Annotated in this window: 11 protein-coding genes; 4 read left to right on the plus strand and 7 right to left on the minus strand. The window is 62.9% G+C overall.

Going from position 1 to position 14,913, the window contains the following annotated elements; genetic code table 11:
• Nucleotides 1–116: 116 nt before the first annotated feature.
• The 6 genes from A9K65_RS01680 to A9K65_RS01705 form a co-directional block, all read right to left on the minus strand.
• Nucleotides 117–266, minus strand: coding sequence for a DUF3096 domain-containing protein (locus A9K65_RS01680; protein ID WP_064992908.1), 150 nt, complete (start codon nucleotides 264–266; stop codon nucleotides 117–119).
• 119 nt (nucleotides 267–385) lie between these two features.
• Complete coding sequence (locus A9K65_RS01685; RefSeq protein WP_013528206.1) at nucleotides 386–1,165, minus strand: hypothetical protein; 780 nt, start codon at nucleotides 1,163–1,165, stop codon at nucleotides 386–388.
• A 335-nt stretch (nucleotides 1,166–1,500) separates the two neighbouring features.
• The gene (locus tag A9K65_RS01690) at nucleotides 1,501–3,813 is read right to left on the minus strand and encodes an EAL domain-containing protein (RefSeq protein ID WP_013528207.1); all 2,313 of its coding nucleotides are present in this window, start codon (nucleotides 3,811–3,813) and stop codon (nucleotides 1,501–1,503) included.
• Between the two features lie 144 nt (nucleotides 3,814–3,957).
• Nucleotides 3,958–7,449, minus strand: a complete 3,492-nt coding sequence (locus tag A9K65_RS01695) for an indolepyruvate ferredoxin oxidoreductase family protein (RefSeq protein WP_064992907.1) — start codon at nucleotides 7,447–7,449, stop codon at nucleotides 3,958–3,960.
• A gap of 219 nt (nucleotides 7,450–7,668) precedes the next feature.
• Entirely contained in the window at nucleotides 7,669–8,205 is a 537-nt protein-coding gene (locus A9K65_RS01700) for a hypothetical protein (protein ID WP_013528209.1), read from the minus strand.
• Nucleotides 8,198–8,809 (minus strand): CGNR zinc finger domain-containing protein, encoded by a 612-nt coding sequence (locus A9K65_RS01705; RefSeq protein ID WP_064992906.1) that lies wholly within the window; start codon nucleotides 8,807–8,809, stop codon nucleotides 8,198–8,200. Before A9K65_RS01705 ends, A9K65_RS01700 begins: the two co-directional genes overlap by 8 nt.
• 148 nt (nucleotides 8,810–8,957) lie before the next feature.
• On the opposite strand from A9K65_RS01705, the gene A9K65_RS01710 reads away from it, so the two are divergent.
• The 4 genes from A9K65_RS01710 (at nucleotide 8,958) to A9K65_RS01725 (ending at nucleotide 13,464) form a co-directional block, all read left to right on the plus strand.
• Nucleotides 8,958–9,863 carry a branched-chain amino acid ABC transporter permease gene (locus tag A9K65_RS01710; RefSeq protein WP_064992905.1) on the plus strand — a complete coding sequence of 302 codons (906 nt, stop codon included), beginning with the start codon at nucleotides 8,958–8,960 and terminating at the stop codon, nucleotides 9,861–9,863.
• A 188-nt stretch (nucleotides 9,864–10,051) separates the two neighbouring features.
• Entirely contained in the window at nucleotides 10,052–10,636 is a 585-nt protein-coding gene (locus A9K65_RS01715; protein ID WP_013528212.1) for a TRAP transporter small permease subunit, read from the plus strand.
• Nucleotides 10,636–12,417 (plus strand): TRAP transporter large permease subunit, encoded by a 1,782-nt coding sequence (locus tag A9K65_RS01720; RefSeq protein ID WP_064992904.1) that lies wholly within the window; start codon nucleotides 10,636–10,638, stop codon nucleotides 12,415–12,417. The genes A9K65_RS01715 and A9K65_RS01720 overlap by 1 nt, the downstream gene beginning before the upstream one ends.
• Nucleotides 12,418–12,435: 18 nt before the next feature.
• Nucleotides 12,436–13,464, plus strand: a complete 1,029-nt coding sequence (locus tag A9K65_RS01725) for a zinc-dependent alcohol dehydrogenase family protein (protein WP_064993033.1) — start codon at nucleotides 12,436–12,438, stop codon at nucleotides 13,462–13,464.
• Between the two features lie 85 nt (nucleotides 13,465–13,549).
• On the opposite strand, the gene A9K65_RS01730 is transcribed toward A9K65_RS01725, so the two are convergent.
• Entirely contained in the window at nucleotides 13,550–14,659 is a 1,110-nt protein-coding gene (locus tag A9K65_RS01730) for a TRAP transporter substrate-binding protein (RefSeq protein WP_013528215.1), read from the minus strand.
• Nucleotides 14,660–14,913 lie beyond the last annotated feature (254 nt).

Raw genomic sequence — 14,913 nt, forward strand, 5'->3', positions numbered from 1 at the left:
GCCTCAAAGAAAGATTGAAGCCAGCAGTCGACGCCGCGACGGAGTCCGATCGCTGGATTCTGATGCTTGATGCGGAACTCCGAAGGGCGGACGCTTGCGTGGCCTAAGCCGGCGCCTCAGCCGGCTAGATGCGGAAATAGCCCGAGCAACCCGACGACGATCAGATAGAGCGCGACGATGTAGTTCAACAGCCTTGGCATGGCCAGGATCAGCACGCCGGCGATCAGCGAGATGAGCGGGGTTAGCGCAAGTGTGGAAATGGTCATAGCGGGTTCCCTCAAAAACCTCAGATCGACCCGGAGCGCTGCTCGTGGCCTCACCCAGAACGCCGAAGTCGCCAAAAGGCTCCTGTCGGCCCTGCAAAATCGTGTGGATCCCTGCCGTATCAGGCGGCTTCGTGATAGTATTTTGCCGTCGGCAGGATGGTCAGCGGCGCGAGTTCCCCGACATGCGGCGTATCGAACAGCATGCGCTGCTCCATTGGCGTCGAGCGGAAGAATGGGAACCGTGAGAAGGACCGCTCGCGGATTGCGTTGACGTCGGCGCGGTAGAGCACGACCTTGTTGAAAACGCCCGGATAGGCGCGCGACTCGCTGATCTTCTCCGAGTAGTAGATACGCTTGTAGAAGCCGGCGTGATCCTCGCGAATGGTCGACAGGCAGTAGGGCGCGTTGAAATGGAAGCACGCCATGCCGGCCAGCCGCAGCGTCAGGTAGGGAATCTGCGGGTAGACGCGCGACCATTCGGGATCGGACGCAAACCGGCTGGGACAGATGAAGCTCAGCCCGTCACGAAGCATCGGCATGACGATGTCGCCAAAGGCCTTGGTGGAAGGCGACATCGGCGTCGCCAAGGTGACGTGATGGATACGCAGCGTGCTGACGAGTTCCTGGTCGATATAGACCCCGAAGCGGTACACATTCGGTGCCTCGTCGAGCTCATCGTGAATGGTATGGTTTTCGTTGTCGGGCACCATATCGTTCGAGCGATATGACTTGTAGCGCAGGCGGTAGATGTCCTCGAGATCTTCGCCCTTGTCGCAGCGGCGGTATTCTGTCCGCTCAAGCATCGCCGAAACGTTGCGGGCGAAGCTGGACATGGTGTCGGCGGCGTCCTTGCCGTCCTCGCCCGTCACCGGACGAAGCGAACTCAACTGCACAATCATCAACTCAATCCCCGTACATTGCCGCCGCGATCCGACACTACGACAGGGTCTTGGGATGTAAAAGATGAAAACAGGAAGCAGCCCGTTTACCAGTCATTAAGGTTAACGATTGCTAAAATAAAACTAAAATTGGTGGTTTTCTTCGTTTTCTGCGTCGCGACGGGGAAAGAGCGTATCTCGAACATGACGGGAAGCGGCTGAAATTCTGGCATGGCCCGCGATGTGCAAAGAAACCTCGAATGCAGTGAATGCCTAAAGCCTGGGCGCCTGTTCAATCCTGATGGAAACAGGGATGGGCTCTCAGTGCCTGGACACCATGCGCCAGGCGCCTCAAATCAGCGGCGTACCGCCTTTTTGGCGGTCCTGATATCCTTGGCGAAGGGCCATACCGTGTTCGACATCGTCTCGATACCGGAAGCGCTGAGCGCCGAACCGAACAGGAACCCCTGGACAAGATCAGGCTTGACCTGCAGCGCCAGGATCTTGAGCTGCTCGAAGGTCTCGACCCCTTCGACGGTCACCGAAAGCCCCAGCGGCCGCGACAGGTTGACGATACCCTTGAGCAGCTCGAGCGAACGGGGATTCTGGGTGACGTCCATCAGGAAAGAGCGGTCGATCTTGATCTTGTCGAGCGGCAGCTTGTGCAGGTAGCTCAGGCTCGAATAGCCGGTGCCGAAATCGTCGAGCGCGATGCGCACGCCAAGCTGCTTCAGCTCCTCAATATACTGGCGCGTCAGCGACTTGTCATCGAGCAGCGCCGTTTCGGTGACCTCGATCTCGAGCCTACTGGCGGCGAGGCCGGAGCCGGCCAACGCATCGCGAACCTTCTGGATGACATCGCGGCTGCGGAAATCCTTGGCCGAGAGATTGACCGAGACGCTGGTCTGGTCGGGCCATTTGGCGCATTCGGCGCAGGCTGCCTGCAGCACGAAGGTGCTGATCTCGGAAATGATGCCCATTTCCTCGGCCAGTGGAATGAAGATGCTGGGCGAGATTGGCCCGAGATCTGGATGATCCCACCGGCACAGCGCCTCGCAACTGGCGATACGCATGGTGCTCATCGCCACGATCGGCTGATAGACCACCCGCAGGCTCTTGCCCTCTACCGCGGTGCGCAGATCCGCCTTCATCAGCTGACGGTTGCGGAAGGCGGCATCCATCGAAGCTTCGAACAATCGCCAGCTGTTCTTGCCGAGTTCCTTGGCCTTGTAGAGCGCCAGGTCCGCCTTCACGATCATGGCGTCGACATCGGTATCCTTGACCCGTGACAGCACCGCGCCGCCGCTGGCCTGAATGCGCAGCCCGTGACCGGCGACGTCGACTTCCCCTTGCAGGCCGGCGAAAATCTCGTCGAGCTGGCTGGTCAGATGGCTCTCATCCTCGACGCGGTCGAAGAAGATCATGAACTCGTCGCCACCGAAACGGCTGACCGTGATATCTTGCTTGGCAATGGCGCCAAGCCGCTCGGCAACGGCATAGATCAAGCCGTCGCCGATCGGATGGCCAAGCGTGTCGTTGACGCTCTTGAAATCGTCGAGATCGAGCACCGCAAGGCCGCAGAGACGGTCGCGATCGCCGGACGCCATGGCCTCGCCCACCAATTCATGGAAATAGGCCCGGTTGGGCAGGCCGGTGAGATTGTCGTAGCGTGCCATGAAGCGGATCTTGTCTTCCGCCTCGACACGGGCGGTGACGTCCTCGAAGGTGATGACGCCCAGTTCCTGGCTGCCTTCGCGAGCCGAGAACTCGTAATGCTGGCCGTTGGCGAGGGAAACCAGCACCTTGCGGTCGCGACCCTCACGCAGGGCACGCGTCAGCTGCGCCTCGATGTAGCGGCAATCCTTGGGCGCCAGCATGCCGCCGGCGACACCGCGCATCAACAGACCGTGGATCGACCGTCCGAGCAGCGCGTCGGGCGACTTGAGCGACATCAGATGCGCGGCCTCGGCATTGGCCACCGCGACGCGGCCGTCCGGACCGAGCATGACAAGGCCGTGCGACATGGTGTTGAGCGCCCGGTTGAAGCGCTGGGCAATGCGGTTGGCCTTCTTCTCTTCCGAGACGGCCGCAAAAAGCACATCGCGTACGGTGTTGGCGAATTTCCGGATGGCGAACAGGAACGGCGCCGACAGGAGCCCGAGGAGGACATGGTAGATGTCGCCGCGCAGCAGGAAGCCAAGCGAGATCGGCCAGGTCAAGGCAATGGTCAGGATGGTGACCATGCGCGGCGAGCCGTAGTTGCGGCCGGCGATGGAGGTCGCCGTCGCGAGCGTCAGGCAAACGGAGGCGATTTCGGCGAAACCATCGCGCGCGAAATAGATGCCGAGCAGGCAGAAAGCGCCAAGCGTCAAGCCATGCAGGGAGCCATAGAGAATGTAGTCATTCTCACGCTTGTGCGCCTCTTCCCAGGTCGTCGGCGACGGCATGCTGTTGTATTTTCGAAAGTTTCTCATGCGGAACACACCGACGAGAACCATCGAGATCGCGACCAGCAAATACCGCGGATCGCCGCTCTTCCACCAGACCAGGCCGATCAGGAAAGTCTGCGCGAGAATGCCGATCGAAAGCGTCAGCCCGTCGCGAAACAGGGTTTCCACGAACGGAATATAGACGTCGACCGGGATCTCGTTCTTTTTTCGCAGATTCAACGCCTGAATCCCAACCCTGGGGAGCCAAGCAGTGCCACATCCGCCTTAAGAAAGATTTAGAGAGACCCTCGCGCTCCTGCCGTCAAGCCGGGTGACGCAGCGGAAAGCAAGGAAACTGTCGTTCAGGTAAACAAGGCGTATCGATCATTCGGCGGCCTGAAGTTCGGGCCGCGCCGGCGTACTCGACAGGCGTTCGAGCAGCCTTTGGCGCTCGCCGGCGGCCTTTTGCGCGCTGGCTTGACGGACGTGGCCATAGCCGCGGATGAGGGCAGGCACCGAGGCCAGCGCAACCGCCGCATCGACCCTGGCTGGGGCCAACGATCCGGCGATGAGCTCCAGATCCGCCTCGTACCGCGCCAGCAGCTGCCGCTCCATGCGCCGTTCGGCGGTGTAGCCGAACAGGTCGAAGGCGGTGCCGCGCAGGCCCTTCATCGCCGCCAGCACGCGAAAACCCTTCATCATCCACGGGCCGAAGCTCGATTTCCGCGGGCTTCCGTCATTGCCGCGACGGCCCATGATCGGCGGAGCGAGATGGAATTCAAGCCTTTCGTAGCTCTGGAACTGCTTGCCCAGTTCGGCGGCGAAAGAGCCGTCCGTGTAAAGACGCGCCACCTCGTATTCGTCCTTGATCGCCATCAGCTTGAACAGGTTCCTGGCGGCAGCCTGCGACACCGCGGTCGAACCAGGCACGGCCTTCGCTTCGGCGGCGCGCAACGCGGCCAGTTTTCCGGCATAACGCCTGCCATAGGCGGCGTTCTGATAGGCGGTCAGGAAGGCGACGCGGCGGGCAATGATGTCGTCCAGCGTCTCGGCGATATCCGTCTGGCCTGCCTTTCCAGCCGCGGTCGGACCCGGCTGGGCAACCAGCCCGCGCACGAAATCCGGCTGATGGGCAGCGCGACGGCCCCAGCGGAAGGCGGCGATGTTCATCGCCACGGCTTCGCCATTGAGCTCGATCGCCTTCTCGACCGCCTCGGCCGACAGCGGCAGGCCGCTGTGCTGGAAGGCAAAGCCAAGCATGAACATGTTGGCGCCGAGCGAATTGCCGAAAAGTGCCGTGGCAGTGCGGGTGGCATCGAAGAAATGTGCCTTGTCGTCGCCCGCAGCCGCGCGGATCGCCTTTTTCAGCCGCTCTATCGGCAACGAAAAATCGGCCGAGCGGGCGAATTCGCCGGGCATGATCTCGGCGGTGTTGGCGACGAAGATGGTGTGGCCCTCGCGCACCGCGGTCAGCACCTTCTTGGCGCCCGACACGACGAGATCGCAGCCAAGCACGAGATCGGCCTTCCCCGCCGAAACGCGGATTGCATGGATGTCGTCGGGGGTACGAGCGATGCGGACATGGGTGAACACCGAGCCGCCCTTCTGGGCGAGGCCGGCCATGTCGATCATGCCGCAGCCCTTGTCCTCAAGATGCGCCGCCATGCCTAGCACCGCACCGACGGTGACGACGCCGGTGCCGCCGACGCCGTCGATGATCGCCGCCCAGCCCTGCTCGCCAAGCGGGAATTGCGCCGGCACGGGCACGCCTTCCAGCGGATCGGCCTTGCCGGCCAGGCCCTCGGCCTTACGGATCTTGGCGCCGTGCACAGTGACGAAGGACGGGCAGAAGCCGTTGACGCAGGAGAAATCCTTGTTGCAGCTCGACTGGTCGATCTTGCGCTTGCGGCCGAATTCGGTCTCGACCGGCTGGATCGAGACGCAGTTCGACTGTACGCCGCAATCGCCGCAGCCTTCGCAGACCAGTTCGTTGATGAAGACGCGCTTGTCGGGATCGGGGAATGTGCCGCGCTTGCGGCGGCGGCGTTTTTCGGCGGCGCAGGTCTGGTCGTAGAGCAAGACCGAAACGCCCTTGACGTCGCGCAGCTCGCGCTGGACGAGATCGAGGTCGTCGCGGTGATGGATAGTGGCGCCGGCCGGGAATTCGGCTTTGCCAGCATATTTGTCCGGCTCATCCGTGACGATGGCAATGCGGTCGACACCCTCGGCCCGCACCTGCCTGGCAATCATATCGACGGTCAGGCCGCCTTCGTGCGGCTGGCCGCCGGTCATGGCGACCGCGTCGTTGTAGAGGATCTTGTAGGTGATGTTGGCATCGCTCGACAGCGCGAAGCGGATCGCCAGCGTACCGGAATGGTTGTAGGTGCCGTCGCCAAGATTCTGGAAGATGTGCTCGCGCTTGGAGAACGGCGCCTGGCCGACCCATTGCGCGCCCTCGCCGCCCATGGCCGTGAAGCCGACTGTGTTGCGGTCCATCCACAGCGCCATGAAGTGGCAGCCGATGCCGGCCGCGGCGATCGAGCCGTCCGGCACCTTGGTGGACGAATTGTGCGGGCAACCGGAACAGAAGAACGGCGTGCGCGAGCCGATGTCGGTGGCCTCGGTGAGCATTGCCTGGAACTGGCGCAGTTTTGCCACCCGCGCCGAAATCTCTTCGGACGGGCCGATGGTCCTGACGATCCTCTCGCCAAGCGCGATGGCGATCTCGTTGGGATCGAGCGCGCCTTTGGCCGGAAACAGCCAGTCGCCGCGCTCGTCCTTCTTGCCGACAATGACCGGTTGGGTGGCAGTGCCATAAAGGCTTTCGCGCAACTGTACCTCGATCAGCGAGCGCTTCTCCTCGACGACGACGATGGTGTCGAGGCCGCGGGCGAAACCGGCGATGTGATGCAGGTCGAGCGGCCAGGGGCAGCCGACCTTGAACAGCCGCACCCCGATGCGGTTGGCGGCCGCTTCGTCGATGCCGATATCCTCCAGCGCCTGGCGAACGTCGAGATAGCTCTTGCCGAGCGTGATGATGCCGATCTTCGGATTGCGGCCGCCCGAATAGACGATGCGGTTCAGCCCATTGGCAAGGATGAAGGCGGAGGCCGCGGCGCGCTTGTGTTCATGCAGCCGCTCCTCCTGGCCGAGCATGTCGATCTCGTGGCGGATGTTGAGACCGCCAGGCGGCATGTCGAACTCCGGCACGACGATGTTCAGCCGCTCGAGCGCGGCATCGACCGAGGCGGTCGATTCGATGTTGTCCTTGACGCATTTGATCGCCGCCCACGTGCCGGCAAAGCGCGACATGGCGAAGCCGTAGAGCCCGTAGTCGATGATCTCCTGGACACCGGCCGGGTTGAGGATCGGCACCATCGTGTCGACGAACAGGAATTCGGTGGCGTGCGCATTGGTCGAGGATTCGGCCATATGGTCGTCGCCCATCAGCGCAAGCACGCCGCCATGCTTCGACGATCCGGCGAGGTTGGCGTGGCGGAACACATCGCCTGAGCGGTCGACGCCCGGTCCCTTGCCGTACCAGACCGAAAAGACGCCGTCATGAGTGCCCTCGCCCAGCAGCTCCGTCTGCTGCGCCCCCCAGCAGGCGGTGGCGGCAAGCTCCTCGTTGAGACCCGGCTGGAAGACGATGTCAGCCTGGGCGAGCTGTTTCTTCGCCTTCCACAGCTGCATGTCGAGGCCGCCGAGCGGCGAACCGCGATAGCCGGAGACGAAGCCGGCCGTGTTCAAGCCGGCGCGACGGTCGCGCTCGCGCTGCATCAAGAGCATGCGAATGACCGCCTGCGCGCCGGACAGGAAGATGCGCTCCTTTGCGAGATCGAACTTGTCGTCGAGCGCGACGTCGTGCAGCGTCATCAGGCATTTCCTCTGCGGAGGCCACGCGGGGCAGGCAGCCAACGTCGGGGTCGGATGACGCATCCTTTCTCCCCTTGCAAGGCAGGTCAAACAAAATCGCAGATGCCAGGCAACGCGCAACGAACAGTCCGCGGCCATCCTGAATCGGGTATGAAACCGATCCGCGGACATTGCCCGGCGCATGAACATTACAGCTGCGGCGCGGGCGGCCGCGACGCGTCAGCCGCCTTTCGAGCAATCTGGCTTCGGCTCGCCCGGCAGCTTGCCGTCGGGATGGCCGACGAGATCGGGATTGGCGGTGTAGAGCTGGTCGATGACCAGCGGCCGGTCGGGCAGGATCGACTGGTCTTCCGTCGACATCAGCGTGGTGTCGATCTTCTGCAGGACCGCGCCGTCGGCGCCCTTGATGCTGATGGCAATCGCATAGGGCTTGTTCTTGACGACGCAGGTCAGTGCCGGGCTCTCCAGCGTCACCTTGTCGAGCTTCGGCCAGACCTTCTGCTCGACCACCAGAGGTGCGCCGCCGGCGGGATCCTGGAAGCTGGCGACCGCCACCTGGCCCTCTCCCATCGGCTTCAGCGGCCGCAGGGTCACCACATAAGTCGCCCTGGCGAGGCGGTAGTTGAAAACGAATATCTTGCCGGAAATCTCGAACAGCTTGCCTTCGGCGTCGCCGGTGTCGCGGCAGGCGCCGAGCGCAACGGCCACGATGAGCGCCGCGCCAACAAGGATCGAACGGGAAAGGCCGCTACGCATTCTTGACCTCATTTTCCGCCATGCGACGACGGCGATAGTGACGGCTTGCCTTCTGACGGTTGCCGCACACCGCCATGTCGCACCATAGGCGGCTGGAATTGCGGCTTCTGTCCACGAACAGCCAGGTGCAGTTGGGACAGATCCTGAGCCTTGCGACGGTATCGTCGCGCAGAAGCGATAGCGCCGAAACCGCCAGCGCCGCCTCGAAGGCGATCGGCGTCAGGGGATCACCGAACGGCCTTCCCGGCGCACCGATCTCGGTCCGGCTGCCGGCAAGACCCTCGGCGCAGGCGCTCAGGAATCCGGGCAGATCAGCGGTGGCGACCGCACCCTTCGACACCGCTCCACGAAACAGCCGGTCCGTGGCCTCGCGGATCGACAGCACGACGGGTGCGATCGCCGCCGCTGAGGATACCGCCAGCGGCCTTTCGCCAAGCTCGGCGGCGCGAAAGCGGCTCGCCGCGTCGGCGAAGCGGGCAATCTCGGCCGGATCTTCGAAGCGGTCGAACGTCCGCTCCGGATCGCCGCGCAGCACGACGGTGTTCGCCGTGTCGAGCGCAAGCAGGCCGCCGGTGAAGCGGTGCGGGGTCCATGATACCGTCATGGCGAAAATCTAACCGATAAATCGTATTTGACAAGTTAGATTCCGCGATGCAACCTCACTCCGGGATGCGGTGGTCTCCGCAGCCTTTTGAGCATGCTGTTGGCCAGGACCGCTTCGCATTTTTGGGCGGCATGCTTCGAGGTTTTGCATGCTCTATTTCTTCCAGCAGGTGCTGAACGGGCTGCATTCGGGCGCGCTGTATGCGTTGCTCGCCTTTGGCTATGTGCTGACCAACGGCATCCTGCACCGCACCAATCTCGCCTATGGCGCGTTGTTCGCCTTTTGCGGCCAGACCATGATCCTGACCGCGGCCTTCGGCTATCAGGTGCTGTGGCTGACGCTGCTGGCGGCGGTGGCGCTCGGCGTCGTCGCTGCGTTCCTCTATGCCGCGCTGATCAGCCACGTGCTGTCGCGCAGTGTCTTCGAACCGTTGGCCGACCGCACGCCCAATGCAATCGTGGTGACGACGCTCGGCATCCTGCTGCTGCTGTCCGAAGCGAGCCGCATCGCCGCCGACACGCATGATCTGTGGCTGCCGCCGATGCTGGCGGAGCCCATCGTTTTCGCGCAGGGCGCGACCTTCAAGGCAACGCTGACGCTCATCCAGCTTATCGACTGCGCCGTGGTGGTGGCGGCAATCGCGCTGGCAAGCTGGGCTTTTGCCCGGTCGAGCTTCGGACGGTGCTGGCGCGCCGTCTCCGACGACCCCAAGGCTGCCGCGATGTGCGGCGTCGACGTACGCGCGGTGTTCCGGCACGCGGTGCTGTTCGGCGGCTTCTGCGCCGCGCTGGCCGGTGTCATGGCCGGGCTCTATTACGGCAATGTCAGCTTCGGCTCGGGCCTCGTCTACGGACTGAAGATCCTGTTCGTGACGGCGGTCGGCGGCTATCTCTCGCCACCGCGCGCGGCGCTCGGCGCGGCCGTCTTCGGCATGGCCGAATCGCTGTGGGCCGGCTACTTCCCGGTCGAGTGGCGCGACGCGTGGATGTACCTGTTCCTGGTCACGACGCTGATCCTGATCGGCGCCGGCCGCGACACCGGCAAAATCGCCTGAAAACGTCAGACTTTGGTTGCATGACGCGAGGGCAGATCGCCGGTATTGGGCACTGTCTGCGATGCGATGATATTCGCTGCCTCTATCCTTGTTGACCCGTCAGTCCACGCGCGGCATACCGTTGGACCACGTGGCGTGACGGACAAAAAGGGGGAAGCCGGCACGCCTCCGGTACAAGGGAGGAATGCATGGCAGGGCTTCTCGCTCTATCCAGGACTATTGATCGCGCCAACGAGTTCATCGGCAAATGGATATCGTGGCTGATCCTGCTGGCGATCCTGGTGAGCGCCGCCAACGCCATTATCCGCAAGGTGTTCGACATATCCTCGAACGCTTGGCTCGAGCTGCAATGGTATCTGTTCGGCGCCGCCTTCATGCTGGCCGCCGCCTATACGCTGAAGCAGAACGAACATATCCGCATCGACGTCGTCTACGGCCTGTTTCCACGCCGCGTGCAGCACTGGATCGACCTTTTCGGGCATGTCTTTTTTCTGATGCCGTTCGTGACGCTGATGGTGATCTATTTCGTTCCTTATGTGTCGCTGTCGTTTCGCAGCGGCGAGATGTCCAACAATTCCGGCGGCCTGATCATCTGGCCCGCCAAGGCCATCCTGCTCGTCGGGTTTTTCCTGCTGGCGCTGCAGGGCATCTCCGAGATCATCAAGAAGATCGCCATCATGCGCGGAGACATGGACGACCCCAATCCCTTCATATCGGTGCATGAGCAGGCCGAACTCGAAGCCAAGGCGCTGGCCGACGAGGTGCGTTCGTGATGGAGTTCATCGCGCAGAACATGGCGCCGATCATGTTCGCTTCGCTGATCATCTTCCTGCTGATCGGCTACCCCGTCGCTTTTTCCTTGGCCGCCAACGGCTTGATGTTCTTCTTCATCGGCGTGCTGCTGTCTCCCTATTCCGGAGGATCGATCAACCTCGCCTGGCCGCTCCTGCACGCATTGCCGGATAATTTCTACGGCAGCCGGGTGATGTCGAACGACACGCTGCTGGCCATCCCGTTCTTCACCTTCATGGGCATCGTGCTCGAGCGATCGGGCATGGCCGAAGACCTGCTCGACACGATCGGCCAGCTGTTCGGGCCAATCCGCGGCGGCCTCGCCTATGCGGTGATCTTCGTGGGCGCGCTTTTGGCGGCGACCACCGGCGTGGTGGCGGCTTCCGTCATCGCCATGGGCCTGATCTCGCTGCCGATCATGCTGCGCTATGGCTATGACCGCCGGCTCGCATCCGGTGTCATTGCCGCCTCCGGCACGCTTGCCCAGATCATCCCGCCGTCGCTGGTGCTGATCGTGCTTGCCGACCAGCTCGGCCGCTCGGTCGGCGATATGTACGCGGGCGCGTTGATCCCGGGCCTCGTGCTTACCGGCCTCTATATGTCCTATATCCTGATCATGTCGATCATCCGGCCGAACTCGATGCCGGCGCTGCCGCTCGAGGCCCGTACACTTGGCCATGGCGTGATGTCGCTGCTGGTGGCTTTGCTGGTCACATCGGCGGTTTCCTACGCGGCGTATCGTTACCTGGCGCCGGCGCATGGCGACAATGCCGACATTCTTGGCGCGACTGCCGGGGTGCTGTTCATCTACATCGTCGCCATTGCCGACAAGCGCCTGAACTTCAACATGATGTCCAGGCTCGCGCAGCAGGTGATCATCGTGCTGATCCCGCCACTGGCGCTGATCTTCCTGGTGCTGGGCACCATCTTCCTGGGCATCGCCACGCCGACCGAAGGCGGCGCCATGGGCTCGGTCGGCGCCTTGTTCATGGCGGCGGCCAAGGGGCGCTTGTCGCTTGACGTCGTTAAGCAGGCACTGGCCTCGACGACAAGGCTGTCGTCCTTCGTGCTGTTCATCCTGATCGGCGCACGGGTGTTCTCGCTGACCTTCTACGGCGTCAACGGCCACATCTGGGTCGAGCACCTTTTGACGTCGCTGCCGGGCGGCGAGGTCGGCTTCCTGATCGGCGTCAACGTGCTCGTCTTCTTCCTCGCCTTCTTCCTCGATTTCTTCGAACTGGCGTTCATCATCGTACCGCTGCTGGCGCCCGCCGCCGACAAGCTCGGTATCGACCTGATCTGGTTCGGCGTGCTCCTGGGCGTCAACATGCAGACCAGCTTCATGCACCCGCCCTTCGGCTTCGCGCTGTTCTATCTGCGTTCGGTGGCCGCGCGCGTGCCCTATCTCGATCGTCTCACCGGCAAACAAATCGCGCCGGTGACCACCGGCCAGATCTATTGGGGCGCGGTGCCCTTTGTCTGCATCCAGGTGATCATGATCGGGCTGACCATCGCCTTCCCGCAAATGGTGATGCACTACAAGGGAACGACCGTCGATCCGGGCACCATCGACTACAAGGTACCGGAGGTGCCCGGCCTGTCGCCGCTGGGCACGCCGCCGGCGGATGGAGCGGCGCCCGCTGGTGGCGCCACGGCGCCGGCCGCCCCTGACCTTTCGCAACCGCCCAGTTTCGGCGATCCGACACCGGCAAAGCCGGCAGCGCCGCAGCCTGACCTGTCGCAACCGCCAAGCTTCAACTGAACCGGCATGGTCAAGACCATGAAAGCGGTGCGGCTGCAAGCAGTGGGCGACATCACGCTGCGCGACGTCGACATGCCTGACATCGGTGCGGATGAGCTACTGGTGCGCATCGAAGCCTGCGGCGTCTGCGGCACGGACCGGCATCTGTTTCACGGTGAATTTCCTTGCACGCCACCGGTGACGCCCGGCCATGAGTTTTCCGGCATCGTCGAGGCGATCGGAAAATCGGTCTCGGGTTTTGCCATCGGCGATCGTGTTACCGGCGACCCCAACATAGCCTGTGGGCGCTGCGCGCACTGTCACGCGGGACAAGTCAATCTCTGCACCAATCTGTGCGCGATCGGCATTCATCGCGACGGCGGCTTTGCCGACTATCTTGCCTTGCCGCAGAAACAGGCTTTCGTCCTGCCTGCAGGCCTGAACCCCCTGCACGGTGCCTTCTGCGAGCCGCTCGGCTGTTGCCTGCATGGCGTCGACCTGGCCGGTATCAAACCGGGCAGGTCGGTGGTCGTGCTTGGCGGCGGCGTGATCGGCCTGCTCACCGTGCAGCTGGCAAGACTGGCGGGAGCCACGACCATCATCCTGTCGACCAGGCAGGCTTCGCGGCGCGCCCTCGCCGAGGACCTCGGCGCGACAGCGACGATCGATCCGACAGCCACCGATGTCATCGATGCGATCGCCGGACCGGCCGGTCTGGCGCCAGGTGGCGTCGACGTCGTCTTCGAATGCGCCGGCGTGCGAGAGACCGTCGAGCAGTCCATGCGGCTGGCCCGAGCCGGCGGCACGGTCGTCATTGTCGGCGTGACGCCGCAAGGCATGAAAGCGGAATTCGAGCCGTTCGACCTGTTGTTCCGGGAACTGAAGGTGCTCGGTTCCTTCCTCAATCCCTACACCCATCGCCGCGCCGCCGAACTCATCGCTTCCGGTGCGGTCGAGATCGACAGGCTGATCTCCAGGCAGGTGTCGCTTGAAGAAGCGCCAGCGGTGATCGCCAATCCGCCGGCGCCCGGCGAGGTCAAGGTTCTGGTGGTGCCGCGCCGCGGCTGAACCGCCGGCTTCGCCTCCCGGCATATACAGAAAAGCTCTCTGAGCGGGGTCCGCCCAGAGAGCTTTTGAGCAGAAGTCCGGCCGGCTACAGCTTGCCGTTGCGCTGCTGGACCATCATGAAGGTGTCGTAATTGTATTCGGCCACCTGTGCCCAGAGATAATGCTCCTTGCGGAAGCCCTTGATCGATTCCCAGATCTTCTTGAACGGGGCGTTGGAGGCTTCCATTTCGGTATAGACCTCGTTGGCCTTTTCGAAGCAGGCGGCCATGATCTCCTGGCTGAACGGGCGCAGTTTCGCGCCGCCGGCCACCAGCCGCTTCACCGCCGCAGGGTTCAGATAATCGTATTTCTGCAGCATGTTGGCGTCGGCCGCCTGCGCGGCAGTGTGCAGCAGCGACTTGTACGTTGGCGAAAGCTCTTCGTACTTCGCCTTGTTGAACATCAGGTGGACGGTCGGGCCGCCCTCCCACCAGCCGGGATAGTAATAATAGGGCGCCACCTTGTAGAAGCCGAGCTTCTCGTCGTCATAGGGACCGACCCATTCGGCCGCGTCGATGGTGCCTTTTTCCAACGCCGGATAGATGTCGCCACCGGCGATCTGCTGCGGCACGACGCCGAGTTTCTGCACCACCTTGCCGGCAAAACCGCCGATTCGCATCTTGAGGCCGGAAAGGTCGGCCACCGTGTTGATTTCCTTTCGGAACCAGCCACCCATCTGCACGCCGGTGTTGCCGCCCGGCAGGCCGAAAAGGCCCTGCGTGGCGAGAAACTCGTTGAACAGGTCGATGCCGCCGCCATGGTAATGCCAGGCATTCATGCCGCGTGCGTTGAGCGAAAAGGGAACCGCCGCACCGAGCGCCCATGTCGGGTCCTTGCCCCAGTAATAATATGCCACCGTATGGCAGGCCTCGACCGTGCCGGCCGTGGTGGCGTCGGCGGCCTGCAGGCCAGGCACCAGCTCACCGGCAGCAAAAACCTGGATCTGGAAATTGCCGTCGGTGGCTTCCGACAGCATCTTCGAGAACACCTCGGCGCCGCCATAGATGGTGTCGAGCGACTTCGGGAAGGACGACGCCAGCCGCCATGTCACCTTGGGATTGGACTGGGCGATTGCAGGCGCCGCCAGCGTGGCCGCCGCCGCCGCGGCACCGACGCCGGTGACACCGGCCTTGCGAATGAATGAACGACGATCCATGAAGTTCCTCCCTTTTGGATCAACAGGCCGACGTCAGAAAATCCTCGGTTTCCGTGTCGGTTCGTTCGAGACAATACACAGGCAAGAAGTCGAGTCCAGCAGGCCGGCCCGATTTGACGGCGAAGCCCGGCTGCACTGCAACTATAGTCTAACAGGCCGTTTCGTGGCCCATGCGACACGCCGAAACTTGGCATGGAAAAATAACGTGGGATCGCCTATTTTGAAGGCAGGTATCCCTTGCCCCGATGGAACAT

Origin of the sequence: Mesorhizobium sp. WSM1497, from assembly GCF_001672455.2 — a bacterium.
In the GTDB taxonomy this organism is placed as follows: domain Bacteria; phylum Pseudomonadota; class Alphaproteobacteria; order Rhizobiales; family Rhizobiaceae; genus Mesorhizobium; species Mesorhizobium ciceri.